Origin of the sequence: Flagellimonas hadalis (assembly GCF_007785775.2) — a bacterium.
GTDB lineage: Bacteria > Bacteroidota > Bacteroidia > Flavobacteriales > Flavobacteriaceae > Flagellimonas > Flagellimonas hadalis.
Genome location: NZ_VNIK02000002.1, coordinates 256,553 through 271,338 on the forward strand (window position 1 = coordinate 256,553; position 14,786 = coordinate 271,338).

Sequence of the window (14,786 nt, forward strand, 5' to 3'; positions counted from 1 at the left end):
TTCGATGAAGTTTACACTGAGCGAAGTCGAAGTGCTCAGGCTGATAAAACCGGGCACTTCGAAGATAAATTTAGAATAAATTAAATATTAATATAGATTATGAAGTCAATTACAATCAAAGGATCCCAAAGAGAAAGCGTGGGCAAGGTTGCTACCAAGACCCTACGTAATGCTGGTAAGGTCCCTTGCGTGCTGTACGGAGGGGAAAAACCATTGCACTTTTCAGCTGAAGAGCTGGAATTCAGAGATTTGGTATACACTCCCAACGCACACACCGCTGTGATTGAGTTGGAAAATGGCCAAAAATTAGATGCTGTACTGCAGGACATCCAGTTCCACCCAGTGACCGACAAAATCCTTCACGTGGATTTCTACCAATTGTTCAAGGACAAACCTGTGACCATGGACATCCCTGTTCGTTTGGAAGGAAACTCCCCAGGGGTACGTAACGGTGGACGTTTGCTTTTCAGAAAGCGAAAACTTTCCATCAAGGCCCTACCTGAACTTCTTCCCGATTTTATCACTGTGGATATTTCCAAGTTGAGGATAGGCGGTACCATTGCCGTGGAAACCGTGTTGAGCGATGATTACACGATTCTTCACCCAGATAGCACCGCCATTGTACAGGTGAAAGCTTCCAGGACTTCCATTGCCGATGAGGCGGAAGATGAAGAAGAAGGAGCTGAAGGAGCCGAAGCTGCTGAAGGTGGCGAAGCAACTACCGAGGCAGAGGCTACGGAATAGTCCAGATAACCTTTTCAAGAGCATCCCTGTTTTTATTTCGGTAAAATTTGGGATGCTTTTGTATTTTTAAGAAAATTCCATTCACCGAGTGTTCAGTTTCATCAACAAGCTTTTTGGCACACCAAAGCAGCTATTGCAAGAAAAAGACCCCATGAAAAAATTTCTCGTCGTAGGCCTAGGGAACATTGGTTCAAAGTATGCCGAAACACGCCACAATATCGGGTTCAAGGTCCTGGATTTTTTGGCGCAACAGGAGGATTTTACTTTTGAAGATGCTAAACTGGGTGCAGCGGCCACCTTCAAGCATAAGGGAAAAAGCATCATCTGTCTAAAGCCTTCCACATATATGAATCTTAGCGGCAAAGCGGTAAAATATTGGATGGACAAAGAGGGCATCCCCCTTGACAACGTCCTTATCATCACAGACGACATCAATCTCCCCTTTGGCACCATCAGACTGAAGACCAAAGGAAGTGATGGGGGCCACAATGGGCTCAAGGACATCCAAAATGTATTGCAGACGATCCAGTACAATCGTTTTAGGTTTGGCGTAGGGGCCGATTTTGGCAAAGGAAAACAAGTGGATTATGTTCTGGGCGAATGGAACGAGGAAGAGATGAAGACCATGCCCGAACGCTTAAAAATAGCGACAGAACTTGTCCGATCCTTTGTTTTTGCCGGTGTAAAGAACACCATGAACCTATTTAATGGGAAATAGCCCTTAGTACACCTTGAATTCAAATACCCCGGAATCCGAAGTGTTGCCTTCCTCATCGGTGGTGATGATTTTCCAATAATATACCGTTGCAGATTCCACACTTACCGGAAATTCCATGGTATTGGCGTTAGTGGTTCCCACAGAGTCTTCTGGAAGGCTATCTGTTGAAAAGAACACCTCGAAGGAAGCTATATCGTTGTCCGCATCTGCACCCTGCCATTCCAAGACGACTTCGTTGGCAATACTTTTCAATACGGTAGATCCTGATAACGGACTTACCAATTGGGCAGGAAAGGGAGGATACGTGGTCTGCGATCCCGCATTGTAAAAAAGCCATGTCTCGCTTGAAGCCACCTGATCAGATCGGGAACTTCGGGAAGTGACCGACCATGCAAAAGGGGTGCCCTTGGCAATGGAAAGGCTGGCCGAAGTAGACGATGTTGAAATGGTCTGGGGCACATTGGTATCAAGGTTGACCACACTCAAGGTATAACTTTCCGTATTCTTGGAGGCCTTCCACTGAAAAGTGACCTGGCTCAAGGTTTCATTGACACTGACACCGGTGGTACACTCGGAATTTTCATCTGGAAACACCAATTCCGCCCCTTCGGGTGCAGGCGGCGGACCATCATCACCCCCGCATGAAACCAACAAAGCCAATATGGACAGCCCTAAAATCTTCCGAATCATCTTTTTATGAATTTAAACATTTCCCTTGCCCCATTTTTGTCCAGACCAAGGTAATAGATTCCCTTTGGCAGCATGGACAGGTCCAGTTGAAGGTTCTCCCCAGTAGCTTTTCTTTCATCGGTTAAAACCAATCGCCCATTGACCGAAAAAACCTCTATACCCACATTCCCCACAAAACCGCCCAAATAAACTTCGGTAACGGCATCCACCGGATTGGGGGAAAGTATCGGCCTAGAAGAATAGAAAAAGGTCTTTTCAAAAACCCCTTGGCATGGCAAATTGGAATAGACCCTCAGTATATTGACGCCCTCTTTCAGGGTCATTTGTGCTTTGGACAATTCCGTTTGGGTGACCAGACCGTTGAGCTCCACATTGTACAAGGTCGCCCCGCTTAAGGTAAGGTCCAAGACATTTGAGTTCAAAAGGGCTGAAATGTCCAGTTCATCAGGTTGGGTAATCACCGCGGTGAAACACACTTCCTGATAGGTGATCATTCCATTGGTCCCCGTAATGCATACGGAATATTCGCCTGCACTAAGGCTTCCAAAAGTATGGGAGTTGGTAAAATCAACATTCACCGGAGCCCCTCCACCTTCCAAAACAGCACTATAGGCGATGGATGTGTTTTCTGGGACAATGGTGATGGAACCATTATTGCTGTTCCTACAACTTTCACTTTGGATCTCTATCCCAAAATTATCCGAGGCAAACCGATAAATGGCGCAACCATTGGTGTCCACTTCTACGCCCTTCGGCGTTCCCAAACACAGGTCGTCGCCATCATCAAAAACCCCGTCTTCATCATCATCCGGTCTGTAAACTCCCTCGACACAGATATCGAGCGAAAATGCCACCAACTCACCGCCATCGCTTGGAGCGGTATCCTGCACCTCCAACGTCCATTCGCCTAAAATGGACTCTCCCTGCAACGAACCCAGCGAGCCCAAAGGACGAACCATTCCCGAAATTGCGGGGTTACCGGAACATGAAATGGGTTCACCATCATCATCAAAGACCGCATTGACATTGTTCAATTCGCCACAAGTATTGGAAATCAGGGCCACTCTTGTGCCCGCTGGCGAAACCAAGGTGACGATAAGGTCTTCCAGATAGGAATGGTCAATTTCCAAGTTCACATTGATGTCGGAAATCGGGAGGTCTTCAAAAAATTGAATGGAAGAAGTCACCAAAGGTGTCCCCACGGATGAAATATCCTGACGGACGTTCCTGGCCTCGTAGCTCTTACAATTCACCTGCGAAGTGGTAAAGCTAAAAACAGTACCAAAGGCTCCCGTGCCACAGCCATTACTGGGACGAACCCTCCAAAAATATTCGGTTTCCTGTTCCAGGGCCGTGGTCTTGTAAAAATTGAAAGGCACCGTAACGGATTCTACCACATCCACAAAACCAATGTCCGTGGCAATTTCCACATCATAACTTGAATAAAGGGGATTTTCTTCCCAGAGGAGTTGGGCGTTCAAGGAAACCCCGGTCTCCCCGTTGGCGGGGGAACTGGGCAAAACATCTGCAAATACCCCATCCTGTACCGTTAGGGACAAGACCACACTCTTGGTCACGGAAGCGGAAGTGGAGGTCACCGTAATATCATATACGCCAGGAGCAACTCCAATGGTGTTGGATAGGGTCAGATTCACAGCCGTATCATTGGCACTGGCATCCAAGGGAGTAAAAATGGCGTTGAGGCCCACAGGGACATCCGCAGAAAAAGTGGATGTTTCGCCGAAGCCCGAATAGGCTTCATACACAAATGGGATCACGATATCATCTGGCTGGCAGACCTCAAAATCCAGGGCATCAAAGTTCAATACCACCTGTGATTCTTCAATGGTAAAGTTGGATGCGTTCATGGCAAAGAATATGTTGTCACTTGCTTTCACCATAATTCTGGCCGAACTGGTAACGTTTCCGGGTAAAAGGACTTCCTCGCCTCCATCGTTGAGGGTATTTTCCAACAGGATGATGGGAAAGCTCAACCCTCCATCCAAGGAAAGGAAAATATCCACGGTCTTGGCATCTATGGGCAAGATATTGGTATGGGCAACGTCCCATGTGATTTCTTGTACGGAACCAGCTTCGTAAGTTTCGTTTGAAGCTTGTGAGGTGACCACAAAGGGTCCAGCAGCCTTCACCACCTTTACCTCCAACACATCGGAAATGACCTGTCCACCACCAGCCACATTGTCCCTCACGGTACAGGCAAAGCGTAGATCACGTTCAATTTCTGACACGGTTTCCCATGCACTGCCCTCCGCAGGTGAGGTTTGGATCAAATTGCCCTGGGCCACTTCCGAAAGTCTGGGAAAGTAACGGGCTGGGTCTGTACTGGGCGGCAATGACCTAAAAATGGCGCCACTGGGATTTGTGGGCCCAAAATTTGCCGTGGTCACAACCCCATCGTCAATTTGCTCCCAAGTATAGGTGAGCACATCCCCTACATCTGGATCTGTTGCGTTTCCTTCCAGCACAAAAGCCGTGCCTCTGGGTATGATAAAATCGTCCACCGGGGTCAGCACAGGAGGTGAGTTGGTCAATGGTGTTGTCACAGCGCAGGAAACCGTTTCCAAATACGCGGATATCTGTAGAATACTATTATAATGAAAGTAATCATCCCCATTGGCAGCAACATTGTTCCCTGACACGATTCCTGCATAGCCCATAATGGTGCTCCCACTGGCCGGTTCGGCCTGCACACCTGTACCCTCGGATTCAAAGGACCAAGTATGGAAGGCCCCAAACTGATGCCCCAATTCATGTGCCACAAAATCAATATCAAAAACATCACCTTGCGGGATGGATGCAGATGAAAAAGCACTACCCTTTCTATTATCGATGCAAACGGAGCCAATAAACCCTGCATTCCCATTGTTCTGGGAAGCCGATTGCACCTTGTGGAACAAATGGCCCACATCGTAATTGGCCTCTCCAATGACCGAAGTGAGCGTAGATTGTACCTGCGAATTGAAACTGCTACTATAAGGGTCCGAAGCGGCGTTGGTGAAAATAATCTGGTCGTTGTTGGCGACCAACTCCAAAGTGACTCCTAGATCGGTCTCAAAAACCTCGTTCACCCGTGTAATGGTGGCATTGATGGCTGCCAAAGCCCCTGCGACAGTGCCCCCATGGTGGGCCGTATATTCCCCTGTGGTCGACACAGCGATCCTGAACTTTCGCAATACCTGATCGTCCACCAAGGGCACAATGGTCTTTCCCGTGGCCATTACGGATTTTTGGGTCTCGCAGATAAAGTTCTCCTTTTCGGCAGCCCCTGCCCCTTCATTATAAACAACATAGGTGTCCGTGGCATTGGATACGGGCTCCATAAAGGTCTTTTTGTGTGTGCCCAGATCCACTACCATACCTTCAAGGCCCTTTGGCGAGCTACTTAGTTTGATCTTATATTTTCCGTCGGGGCTTACCCCTGTGTAGGATTTGATGTCCGGATATTTTTTTGCGAGATCAGGGTGGAATACTGGGGTTTCCTCCAAATAGAAAGGAACGACCTCCCCATCGGCACCCGGCAGATAGACCACTTGTTTTCCTTTGGAAGTAGACATTGACCCCATTTCTTTGGAAAAAAGGGCCCTATCCAGCGTAAAGACCTTTTCGGCCTTTCCCATGTCCTTGATGGACACACTCTTCAGATGGGATTGTTTGGGGATGGATTTCCAATACCCCTGCTGCCCACGAACGGAAAAGCAGCTAAAAATTATGGTTATTGAAAAAACAAGGTGTAATTTAGCTTTCATACCGATTCAGGGCGTAGTATTAATTCAAATGTAAGCCTTTTTTATTTCTTGATCAGTTGGAAACAATCCATAACATTTCTCAATTCAATGATATCCAATTCCAAACAGTGACCACCATCGGCACCTTTGATGGTGTGCACCTAGGTCACCGAAAGATATTGGAACGCCTCACAAATAATGCCAAAAAAACAGGGCTGAAATCCACCGTGCTCACTTTCTTTCCCCATCCGCGGATGGTACTGCAGAAAGATGTGGACATCAAACTGTTGAACACCCTGGAGGAAAAGACCCAGATATTGGAAACCTTGGGCCTGGAATATTTGATCGTACACCCATTTACAAAGGAGTTTTCAAGGTTGTCCGCCACTGATTTTGTGAACGATATTTTGGTGAACGGTCTCAAGACCAAAAAAATCATCATCGGTTACGACCATAGGTTCGGGCGCAACAGAAATGCCAACATCCAAGACCTCATTGCCTTTGGCGAAACCTTGGACTTTGAGGTGGAGGAAATCCCCGCCCAGGAAGTGGACGACATTTCGGTGAGTTCCACTAAGATCCGAAAGGCACTTTTGGAAGGCGACATCACCACGGCCAACAATTACCTGAGCTATGCCTATATGCTCACCGGAACCATAAAAAAAGGCAAGGGAATGGGAAGGGACTTCGGGTTTCCGACTGCGAACCTACACATTGCCGAAACCTATAAACTCATTCCTAAGACAGGGGCCTATGTGGTCAACAGCACCATCAATGGTAAAGTGTATTTTGGGATGATGAACATAGGATTCAACCCCACAGTTGATGGCACCGAAAAGAGCATCGAGGTCAATTTTTTCGATTTTGAAGGCGACCTTTATGGTCAAAAGATACAGGTATCCCTCCTCCACCGGATTCGGGACGAACAAAAATTCAGTTCCATTGAAGAACTCAAGACGCAACTGAAAAAGGACAAAGACTACTCGTTGGAACTAATCTCCAAATAGATGCTGGCCCATTTCCTGTTCAAAAAGATAGACAACGCCCAACTCATCGTCTTTCGGATTTTCTACGGGCTTTTGGTGAGCGCGGAATGCTATGGTGCCATAGCCACCGGTTGGGTGCGGAGAACCTTGGTGGAACCCAAGTTCACCTTCTCCTTTATCGGTTTTGAATGGCTACAGCCCCTTCCAGGCAACGGCATGTACATCTATTTCGCTATCATGGGCACTTTGGGCCTGATGATCGCCCTGGGCTATCGGTACCGTTTTTCGGCACTTGCCTTCGCCGTGATGTGGACTGGGGTCTATCTCATGCAAAAGACGTCCTACAACAACCATTATTACTTGTTGATGCTGTTGGCCTACATCATGGCCTTTTTTCCGGCCCACAAGGATGCTTCGCTGGACGCAAAGCGCAATCCCAGCCTACGGTCGCACAGTATGTTCAACTGGATACGGTGGACCATCATCTTGCAATTGTTCATTGTCTATACCTATGCCTCCGTTGCCAAACTGTATGCCGATTGGCTGGATTTCAGCATGATAGATGTTTTGATGCAGTCCAAAAAAGATTATTTTCTTATTGGTGAGTTGCTCCAACAAAAGTGGGTGCACAAAATTGTGGCCATCTTCGGTATTCTCTTTGACCTGCTCATCGTTCCCGCGCTTTTGTGGAAGCCCACACGGAAGATTGCCTTTGTGCTGTCCATTTTTTTTCATCTTTTCAACAGCATTGTGTTCCAGATCGGGATCTTTCCCTATCTGTCCCTTGCCTTTACCCTATTCTTTTTTGAACCACAGACCATCCGGAATATTTTTCTCAAGACCAAGGCCGTTAAAATTGACAAAACCATCGTCATTCCAAAATCCAAAAACCGCATTCTGGTCATCTTGGGGATTTACTTTGTAATCCAGATCTCATTGCCGCTGAGGCATCATTTTTTTGTGGATGATGTGCTCTGGACCGAGGAGGGGCATCGATTGAGTTGGCGCATGATGCTGCGCAGCCGCTCCGGGACCATCCGCTACCGGGTGGTGAACAAGGAAACCGAAAAGGTGACCTACATCGACCTCAAAGAATACCTCACCGCCAAACAGCGTAATCGAGTGGCCTGCTATCCCGATTTTTCATGGCAGTTTGCCCAACGCCTCAAAAAAGAATTTGCCGAAAAAGGAGAGGATGTCCAAGTTTTTGTGGACAACAAGGTAAAGGTGAACCAAGGGTCGTACCATGAGTTCATCGACCCGGAAGTAGATCTGGCCAGTGTGCCGTGGAAGCATTTCTCCCACAACGAATGGATTCTCCCTTTACCCAAGGAATAATAAGTTGGGGACTTCTTAATATTCGATTAAATTTGCGGCTCAAAATAAGGCCATGCTTCAATTACAGATTCTCAGGGAAAACAAGGAAAATGTCATCACTGCTCTAAAAAAGCGCAATATCGATGCAGGACCCATGGTGTCCAAGGTTTTGGAACTCGATGAAAAACGACGTGCCATACAGACCCAATTGGACAACACATTGGCCGAATCCAACAAACTTTCCAAGGAAATCGGGATGCTCTTCAAATCTGGAAAGGCACAAGAGGCCAATGAACTGAAGGAAAAGACCGCTGGCCTGAAGGAAGCCTCAAAACAATTGGGCGACGACCTGAATGCCACCGCGACCGCCCTGCAGGAGCAATTGTACCTGATTCCCAACATGCCCCATGCCTTGGTGCCTGCCGGAAGTTCCGAAGAAGACAATGAAGAGGTTTACCGCGAGGGTGACGTTCCCAAACTATCCGAAGGGGCATTGCCACACTGGGAGCTGGCCAAAAAATACGACATCATCGATTTTGAACTGGGTGTCAAGATCACAGGTGCCGGGTTTCCCGTCTATAAAGGCAAGGGTGCCCGTCTGCAACGCGCCCTGATCTCCTATTTCCTGGACAAGAACACCGAAGCGGGATATACCGAAATGCAGGTGCCGCACTTGGTCAACGAAGCCTCTGGTTATGGAACCGGACAATTGCCCGACAAGGAAGGGCAAATGTACCATGTGCAGGCCGATGACCTGTACCTTATCCCGACCGCCGAGGTACCCGTGACCAACCTGCACCGCGACGACCTATTGGCCGAAAGTGATTTTCCCATCAAATACACGGGCTACACCCCTTGTTTTAGAAGGGAGGCCGGAAGCTATGGCGCGCATGTGCGCGGACTCAACCGCCTGCACCAGTTCGACAAGGTGGAAATTGTGCGTTTGGAACATCCCGACAATTCCTACAAGGCCTTGGACGAAATGGTGGAGCACGTGAAAAATATCCTAAGAGAACTGAAACTGCCCTACCGCATCCTTCGCCTTTGTGGGGGAGATCTGGGGTTCACCTCTGCCCTCACCTACGATTTTGAAGTCTTTTCCACCGCACAGGACCGTTGGTTGGAGATCAGTTCCGTTTCCAATTTTGAGACCTTTCAGGCCAATCGCCTCAAGCTCCGCTACAAGGACGAGACCGGGAAGAGCCAGTTGGCCCACACCCTGAACGGTAGCTCTTTGGCATTGCCCAGGGTATTGGCGGGCATCTTGGAAAATTACCAGACCGAAAACGGCATCCAGATTCCCGAAGTCTTGGTTCCCTATTGTGGGTTCGATGTAATCGACTAGGGTTTTCAATCAATTATTTGGATTCGCTTAACAGAATCCCGGACATTTCTACGTTATATTTGAAATAAAAACAAGCGCTTGCGGCACTTTTTGTTTCTCATATCATTCTGCGTGCTCCACATCTCGGCCATGGCCCAAGAGGACTTTTTGGCCAAACAGTACTTCAATGATGGGGATTATGAAAAAGCAGTGGTCTTCTACGAAAAGTTGGCAGAGACCAATCCCAGACGCACCGATTATGCCGAAGGACTGGTGGCCTGCTACCAACAATTGGAACGCTACGATGAAGCCGAGGCCTTTTTGCTGGGGAAGATAGCCGACCCCTACACCTTTCCCACTTTTTTCATTGAACTGGGCTATAATTACACCCTTCAGGAACAATCTGAAAAAGCAGCAGTCCACTATGAACAGGCCATTCAAAAAATAGACGAAAACCCCAATTATGGATACAGTGTAGGGTATCGTTTCCAACAATATGCCCTGCTCGACTATGCCATACGGGCCTACTCCAGGGCCATGGAACTCAAACCGGACCTGAACTACGATTTTCAACTGGCACGCATTTATGGGGAACAGGGAGATATCGAGAAAATGTACCAATCCTATATCAACCTGATCTGGGAAGGAAAAACTTCACGCTCCAATGTGCTTCGCAACATCGATGATTTTATTTCCGAAGATCCCACGGATGAAAACAACGTGCTGCTCAGAAAGGTACTCCTCAGAAATGCACAGCAAAATCCCGATGTGCTCTGGAACGAACTCCTGAGTTGGCTCTTTGTGCAGCAAAAACAGTACAACAGCGCCTTTGGACAGGAAAAGGCCATTTACAAGCGTGCCGAAGGAAGCAACATGGCCCGCTTGGAAAATCTGGGGGATATTGCCCTAGGGGACAAGGACTTGGAAACGGCCACCTCTATATTCCAGTACATTGTGGACAACAGTGACGACCCAAGGGTCAAACTGAATGCCCAACTCCAACTCATCGATATCGTACTGGAAAACCCCACGGGAAAAATGTTGGACGATGTGGAAAAACAGTTCAATAATCTCGTCGCCGAATATGGGAACCAAAGCCAAACATTGCAACTCCAGATAGCCTACGCCAATTTCCTCACCTTCAAACGGGAAAGGCCAGAGCCTGCCATTGGCATGCTCAAGGAAAGTCTGGAACTGCCCATGGGAAGGTTGGCCATGGCCTATGTAAAATTGGCCCTTGGGGATATTCTGGTGTATGATCAGCGGTTCAATGAGGCCCTTATCCTCTACACCCAAGTACAAAAAAGCCTCAAGAACGATGTGCTCGGACAGGATGCCCGCTTCAAGGTAGCACAGACCAGTTTCTACAAAGGGGACTTTGATTGGGCACTCACCCAATTGAAAGTTCTCAGGGGATCCACCTCCCAACTCATTGCCAACGACGCCATGCAGCTGAGCCTTTTGATCTCCGATAATTCTTTGGAAGATTCCACCCAGACCGCGTTGAAAAAATATGCCCGGGCAGATTTGCTCGCCTACCAAAACAAGAACAAAGAGGCCATTGAGGCGTTGGAAGATATTTTGCAAAACCACAAAGGGGAAAAAATAGAGGACGAGGCCCTTTTGAAACAGGCCCAGCTTTTGGTGGAACAAAGGGAATATGAGAGTGCCGAGTTCAATTATCAAAAAATCGTGGAGTTCTATGCTGATGGTATTTTGGCCGATGATGCCCATTTTGCTCTTGGGGAACTCTACCAAAACATCTTGAACGAGCCCGAAAAGGCAAAGACCCATTTTGAAAAGATCATCTACAACTATCAGGATAGTTATTATTTCCCACAGGCCCGGACCAATTTTAGAAAGCTCCGTGGGGATGCCATTAATTGATTTTTTGTCATTCCCGTGAAAACGGGAATCTCATAGAATGAGTAAGCGTTACAACCCATGGGCCCTCCATGCGAAATGACTCAAAAATAGCTGCCAATTTCCTAAAAAATACACTAATTTCATCCGCATAGAAACAGACAAAGCATGCTCATATACAACGTAACCATCAATATTGATGAAAGTGTCCATGACCAATGGTTGGTATGGATGAGGGACAAACACATTCCCGATATGTTGGAAACAGGTAAATTCTCGCATGCCAAAATGGTCAAGGTCCTGGTGGAGGACGATATGGGCGGTGTCACCTATTCCATCCAATACACCACACAGGACAGGCAGACCCTTGAGGCCTATTATCGGGAAGATGCAACCCGCCTTAGGGCCGAGGCACAAAAAAACTTTCCCAACAAATTTGTGACCTTCAGAACGGAATTGGAAGTCATCAGCCAACAAATTCCCTAATACTTTGGAGCACCTCTTCACGTACGGCACCCTGCAAGAAAGGCAGGTACAGCTAGATGTATTTGGGCATCTTATGGAAGGCCATCCCGATGTGCTTTTGAGTTTCAAAAAGATGGAAAATGCCGTGTATGGCCAGTATCCTGTGGTCATCCGGACCGAGAATGTGAAGGACAAGGTCAAAGGAACCGTGTACACCCTCTCCATCATCGACCTGGAAAAGGCAGATGCATACGAGACCGATGCCTACAAACGGGAAAAAATCCCTTTGGAATCTGGGCTGGAGGCATGGGTCTATATCGAAAATTCCCAGTAACTTGCAAAAAAACCGGCCGTGTCCAAAAAGAAGAAAAAATGGTCTGCCCAAGGTGGAACCAAAAAACAGGAAGAAGGTACCGTTCGGGCCAAAAAACATTTGGGACAACATTTTCTCAAGGATGAGGAAATTGCCGAACAGATAGCAGGGACCCTTACCCTAAAAGGGTATAAAAACGTGCTGGAGATCGGCCCGGGAATGGGCGTGCTCACCAAACATCTCCTCAAGCGTGACTTGGATCTCGTGGCCATGGACCTCGATGCGGAATCCATCGTGTACCTGAACCACAGTTTTCCCTTGGAACACGCAGAAATCCTCCAAAAAAACAATCGGCTGAACGTCATTGAGGCTGATTTTTTAAAGTTCGACCTGACCGAGCTCTATGGCGATGAGCCATTTGCCATCACGGGCAACTTCCCCTACAACATTTCCAGTCAGATCGTTTTCAAAATGCTGGAAATGCGGGAACAGATCCCGGAATTTTCGGGTATGTTCCAAAAAGAAGTGGCCCAGCGCATCTGTGAAAAACCGGGGAGCAAGACCTATGGCATCCTGTCCGTGCTGGTACAGGCCTTCTACGAGGCCGAATACCTGTTCACCGTAGCACCCACCGTTTTTGACCCACCACCAAAGGTGGATTCCGGTGTATTGAGGTTGATACGAAGGGATGAGCAGAAATTGGCCTGTGACGAACGCCTTTTTTTCAAAGTGGTGAAAACGGCCTTCAACCAACGCCGGAAGACCATCCGCAACAGTCTTAAAACCTTCGACCTATCCAATAATCTCAAAGAAGATACTATCTTTGACCAACGCCCGGAACAGCTCAGTGTGGCAGATTTTGTAACGTTGACCCAAAAGATAGCCAATGACCCCATTTAAACTTACAGACGAGCTTTTAGAAGAGATCCAGCAACTGATCGCGGAGCAGAAGAACGCCGAGCTCCAGATGATGATGCAGGAATTCCACTACGCCGACATCGCGGAAATTGCCGATGAACTGGACGTGGACGAGGCCACCTATCTGATCAAACTGCTGGACAGCGAGAAGACATCCGATATCCTTGCGGAAATGCACGAGGACATCCGGGAAGCTGTATTGGGCAATCTTACCGCAAAGGAGATAGCCAGCGAGTTGGAGGAACTGGACACGGATGATGCTGTGGACATCATCAACGAGCTTCCAAAGGAAATCATCCAAGAGGTCATTTCCGAGATCGAGGACAGGGAGCATGCCAGGCACATTGTGGATCTGTTGCGCTATGACGAGGACACTGCCGGGGGATTGATGGCCAAAGAGCTCGTGAAGGTGAACGAGAACTGGAACGTGCTCACCTGCGTGAAGGAGATGCGGGCACAGGCCGAGAACGTGACACGTGTACACTCCATCTATGTAGTGGATGACGACGGAATACTCAAAGGAAGGCTCTCCTTAAAAGATCTCCTCACCACTTCTACCAAGACCAATATCAAAGATGTCTACATTCCTAAAGTGGATTCGGTAAATGTGAACGAAAAGGCAGAAGAAGTCGCCAAGATCATGTCCAAGTACGACTTGGAGGCCATTCCCGTGGTGGACGAGATAGGGAGACTGGTGGGCCGCATCACCATTGATGACATTGTGGACGTGATCCGGGAAGAAGCTGATAAAGATTACCAAATGGCTGCAGGTATCTCCCGGGAAGTGGAGGCCGATGACAGTATCTGGGAACTCACCCGTGCACGCCTGCCCTGGCTACTCATAGGAATGTTCGGGGGAATCGGCGCCGCAAGCATCATCAACAGTTTCCAGCCTTTGATGGGAAACTTTCCCATATTGCTCATTTTCGTGCCCCTGATCCAGGCAACGGCAGGGAACGTTGGGGTCCAATCTTCGGCCATCATGGTGCAGGGATTGGCCAATGACACCGTGAAAGGTGAGGTCATGAAACGCCTTTTGAAAGAATTTGCCATTGGGCTCATCAACGGCATTGCCATTGCTGCGGTCGTGTTATTGGTCAGTCACTTTTTGTTCGGCACGCCCTATATGGTTTCCATCACCATTGGGATTGCCGTTATACTGGTCATCATCATTGCGGCCCTCATCGGGACCTTTATCCCTGTGTTCTTGGACAAGCGAGGCATTGACCCCGCCATTGCCACGGGGCCATTTATCACTACGAGCAACGATATTTTTGGAATCTTGATCTATTTCTCGATTGCCAAATTGATTTTGGGAATTTAAAATTCTTCACATGAAACCCATCAACCTAAAACAAAAGCATGCCGAATTCACGAAGCAATGGCACCCACATCAAATAGCCGTTGTGGACGATATGCAGGTACTACTTGCCAAACTACAGGGCGAATTTGTCTGGCATGCCCATGAAAACGAGGATGAACTGTTCCAAGTAATCAAAGGAACCCTCTATATGCAGTTCAGGGACAGGACCGAAGTAGTTCGCGAAGGTGAGATCATTGTGGTCCCCAAAGGAGTGGAACACAACCCGATGACCAAGAACGGGGAAGAGGTGCATGTGCTGCTCTTTGAAAGACTATCCACTTCGCATACCGGCAATGTCCAGCACGAAAAGACCCAGACCCACTATCCAAAAATATAGGA

General features: G+C 48.0%; 13 protein-coding genes. 11 read left to right on the forward strand and 2 right to left on the reverse strand.

What is annotated here, in order from left to right; genetic code table 11:
• Positions 1-99 precede the first annotated feature (99 nt).
• Together FOT42_RS05270 and pth are read left to right on the forward strand one after the other, a co-directional pair.
• A complete protein-coding gene (locus FOT42_RS05270) occupies positions 100-744 on the forward strand; it encodes a 50S ribosomal protein L25/general stress protein Ctc (protein ID WP_151889534.1) in 645 nt (214 codons plus the stop codon).
• Positions 745-832: 88 nt separating this feature from the next.
• Positions 833-1,462 carry an aminoacyl-tRNA hydrolase gene (pth, locus tag FOT42_RS05275; protein ID WP_151889535.1) on the forward strand — a complete coding sequence of 210 codons (630 nt, stop codon included), beginning with the start codon at positions 833-835 and terminating at the stop codon, positions 1,460-1,462.
• A 3-nt stretch (positions 1,463-1,465) separates the two neighbouring features.
• Here pth and FOT42_RS05280 read toward each other — a convergent pair whose 3' ends face one another.
• Both FOT42_RS05280 and FOT42_RS05285 read right to left on the reverse strand, forming a co-directional pair.
• Positions 1,466-2,152 carry a hypothetical protein gene (locus FOT42_RS05280; RefSeq protein WP_151889536.1) on the reverse strand — a complete coding sequence of 229 codons (687 nt, stop codon included), beginning with the start codon at positions 2,150-2,152 and terminating at the stop codon, positions 1,466-1,468.
• Positions 2,149-5,919, reverse strand: a complete 3,771-nt coding sequence (locus FOT42_RS05285; protein WP_151889537.1) for a zinc-dependent metalloprotease — start codon at positions 5,917-5,919, stop codon at positions 2,149-2,151. The genes FOT42_RS05280 and FOT42_RS05285 overlap by 4 nt, the downstream gene beginning before the upstream one ends.
• Positions 5,920-5,975: 56 nt before the next feature.
• Here FOT42_RS05285 and FOT42_RS05290 point away from each other — a divergent pair, with 56 nt between their 5' ends.
• From FOT42_RS05290 to FOT42_RS05330, 9 genes are all read left to right on the forward strand, one after another.
• Positions 5,976-6,905, forward strand: a complete 930-nt coding sequence (locus tag FOT42_RS05290; protein ID WP_151889538.1) for a bifunctional riboflavin kinase/FAD synthetase — start codon at positions 5,976-5,978, stop codon at positions 6,903-6,905.
• Complete coding sequence (locus FOT42_RS05295; RefSeq protein WP_151889539.1) at positions 6,906-8,222, forward strand: HTTM domain-containing protein; 1,317 nt, start codon at positions 6,906-6,908, stop codon at positions 8,220-8,222.
• Positions 8,223-8,274: 52 nt separating this feature from the next.
• Positions 8,275-9,546 carry a serine--tRNA ligase gene (gene serS, locus FOT42_RS05300; RefSeq protein ID WP_151889540.1) on the forward strand — a complete coding sequence of 424 codons (1,272 nt, stop codon included), beginning with the start codon at positions 8,275-8,277 and terminating at the stop codon, positions 9,544-9,546.
• A gap of 129 nt (positions 9,547-9,675) precedes the next feature.
• Positions 9,676-11,412, forward strand: coding sequence for a tetratricopeptide repeat protein (locus FOT42_RS05305; protein WP_151889718.1), 1,737 nt, complete (start codon positions 9,676-9,678; stop codon positions 11,410-11,412).
• Positions 11,413-11,556: 144 nt separating this feature from the next.
• Entirely contained in the window at positions 11,557-11,874 is a 318-nt protein-coding gene (locus tag FOT42_RS05310; protein WP_151889541.1) for a DUF4286 family protein, read from the forward strand.
• 4 nt (positions 11,875-11,878) lie between these two features.
• Entirely contained in the window at positions 11,879-12,187 is a 309-nt protein-coding gene (locus FOT42_RS05315) for a gamma-glutamylcyclotransferase family protein (protein WP_151889542.1), read from the forward strand.
• A gap of 18 nt (positions 12,188-12,205) precedes the next feature.
• Positions 12,206-13,066 (forward strand): 16S rRNA (adenine(1518)-N(6)/adenine(1519)-N(6))-dimethyltransferase RsmA, encoded by an 861-nt coding sequence (rsmA, locus tag FOT42_RS05320; protein WP_151889543.1) that lies wholly within the window; start codon positions 12,206-12,208, stop codon positions 13,064-13,066.
• Positions 13,053-14,408, forward strand: a complete 1,356-nt coding sequence (mgtE, locus tag FOT42_RS05325; protein ID WP_151889544.1) for a magnesium transporter — start codon at positions 13,053-13,055, stop codon at positions 14,406-14,408. Before rsmA ends, mgtE begins: the two co-directional genes overlap by 14 nt.
• 10 nt (positions 14,409-14,418) lie before the next feature.
• Entirely contained in the window at positions 14,419-14,784 is a 366-nt protein-coding gene (locus FOT42_RS05330) for a cupin domain-containing protein (protein WP_151889545.1), read from the forward strand.
• The last annotated feature ends 2 nt before the right edge of the window (positions 14,785-14,786 follow it).

Excerpts from the sequence above, each read along its gene's own strand:
- FOT42_RS05310 (WP_151889541.1), top strand. The coding sequence starts at position 11,557 with ATGCTCATATACAACGTAACCATCAATATTGATGAAAGTGTCCATGAC.
- FOT42_RS05295 (WP_151889539.1), top strand. The coding sequence starts at position 6,906 with ATGCTGGCCCATTTCCTGTTCAAAAAGATAGACAACGCCCAACTCATC.
- mgtE (WP_151889544.1), top strand. The coding sequence starts at position 13,053 with ATGACCCCATTTAAACTTACAGACGAGCTTTTAGAAGAGATCCAGCAA.
- FOT42_RS05285 (WP_151889537.1), bottom strand. The coding sequence starts at position 5,919 with ATGAAAGCTAAATTACACCTTGTTTTTTCAATAACCATAATTTTTAGC.
- FOT42_RS05330 (WP_151889545.1), top strand. The coding sequence starts at position 14,419 with ATGAAACCCATCAACCTAAAACAAAAGCATGCCGAATTCACGAAGCAA.
- FOT42_RS05305 (WP_151889718.1), top strand. The coding sequence starts at position 9,676 with ATGGCCCAAGAGGACTTTTTGGCCAAACAGTACTTCAATGATGGGGAT.
- serS (WP_151889540.1), top strand. The coding sequence starts at position 8,275 with ATGCTTCAATTACAGATTCTCAGGGAAAACAAGGAAAATGTCATCACT.
- FOT42_RS05270 (WP_151889534.1), top strand. The coding sequence starts at position 100 with ATGAAGTCAATTACAATCAAAGGATCCCAAAGAGAAAGCGTGGGCAAG.
- FOT42_RS05280 (WP_151889536.1), bottom strand. The coding sequence starts at position 2,152 with ATGATTCGGAAGATTTTAGGGCTGTCCATATTGGCTTTGTTGGTTTCA.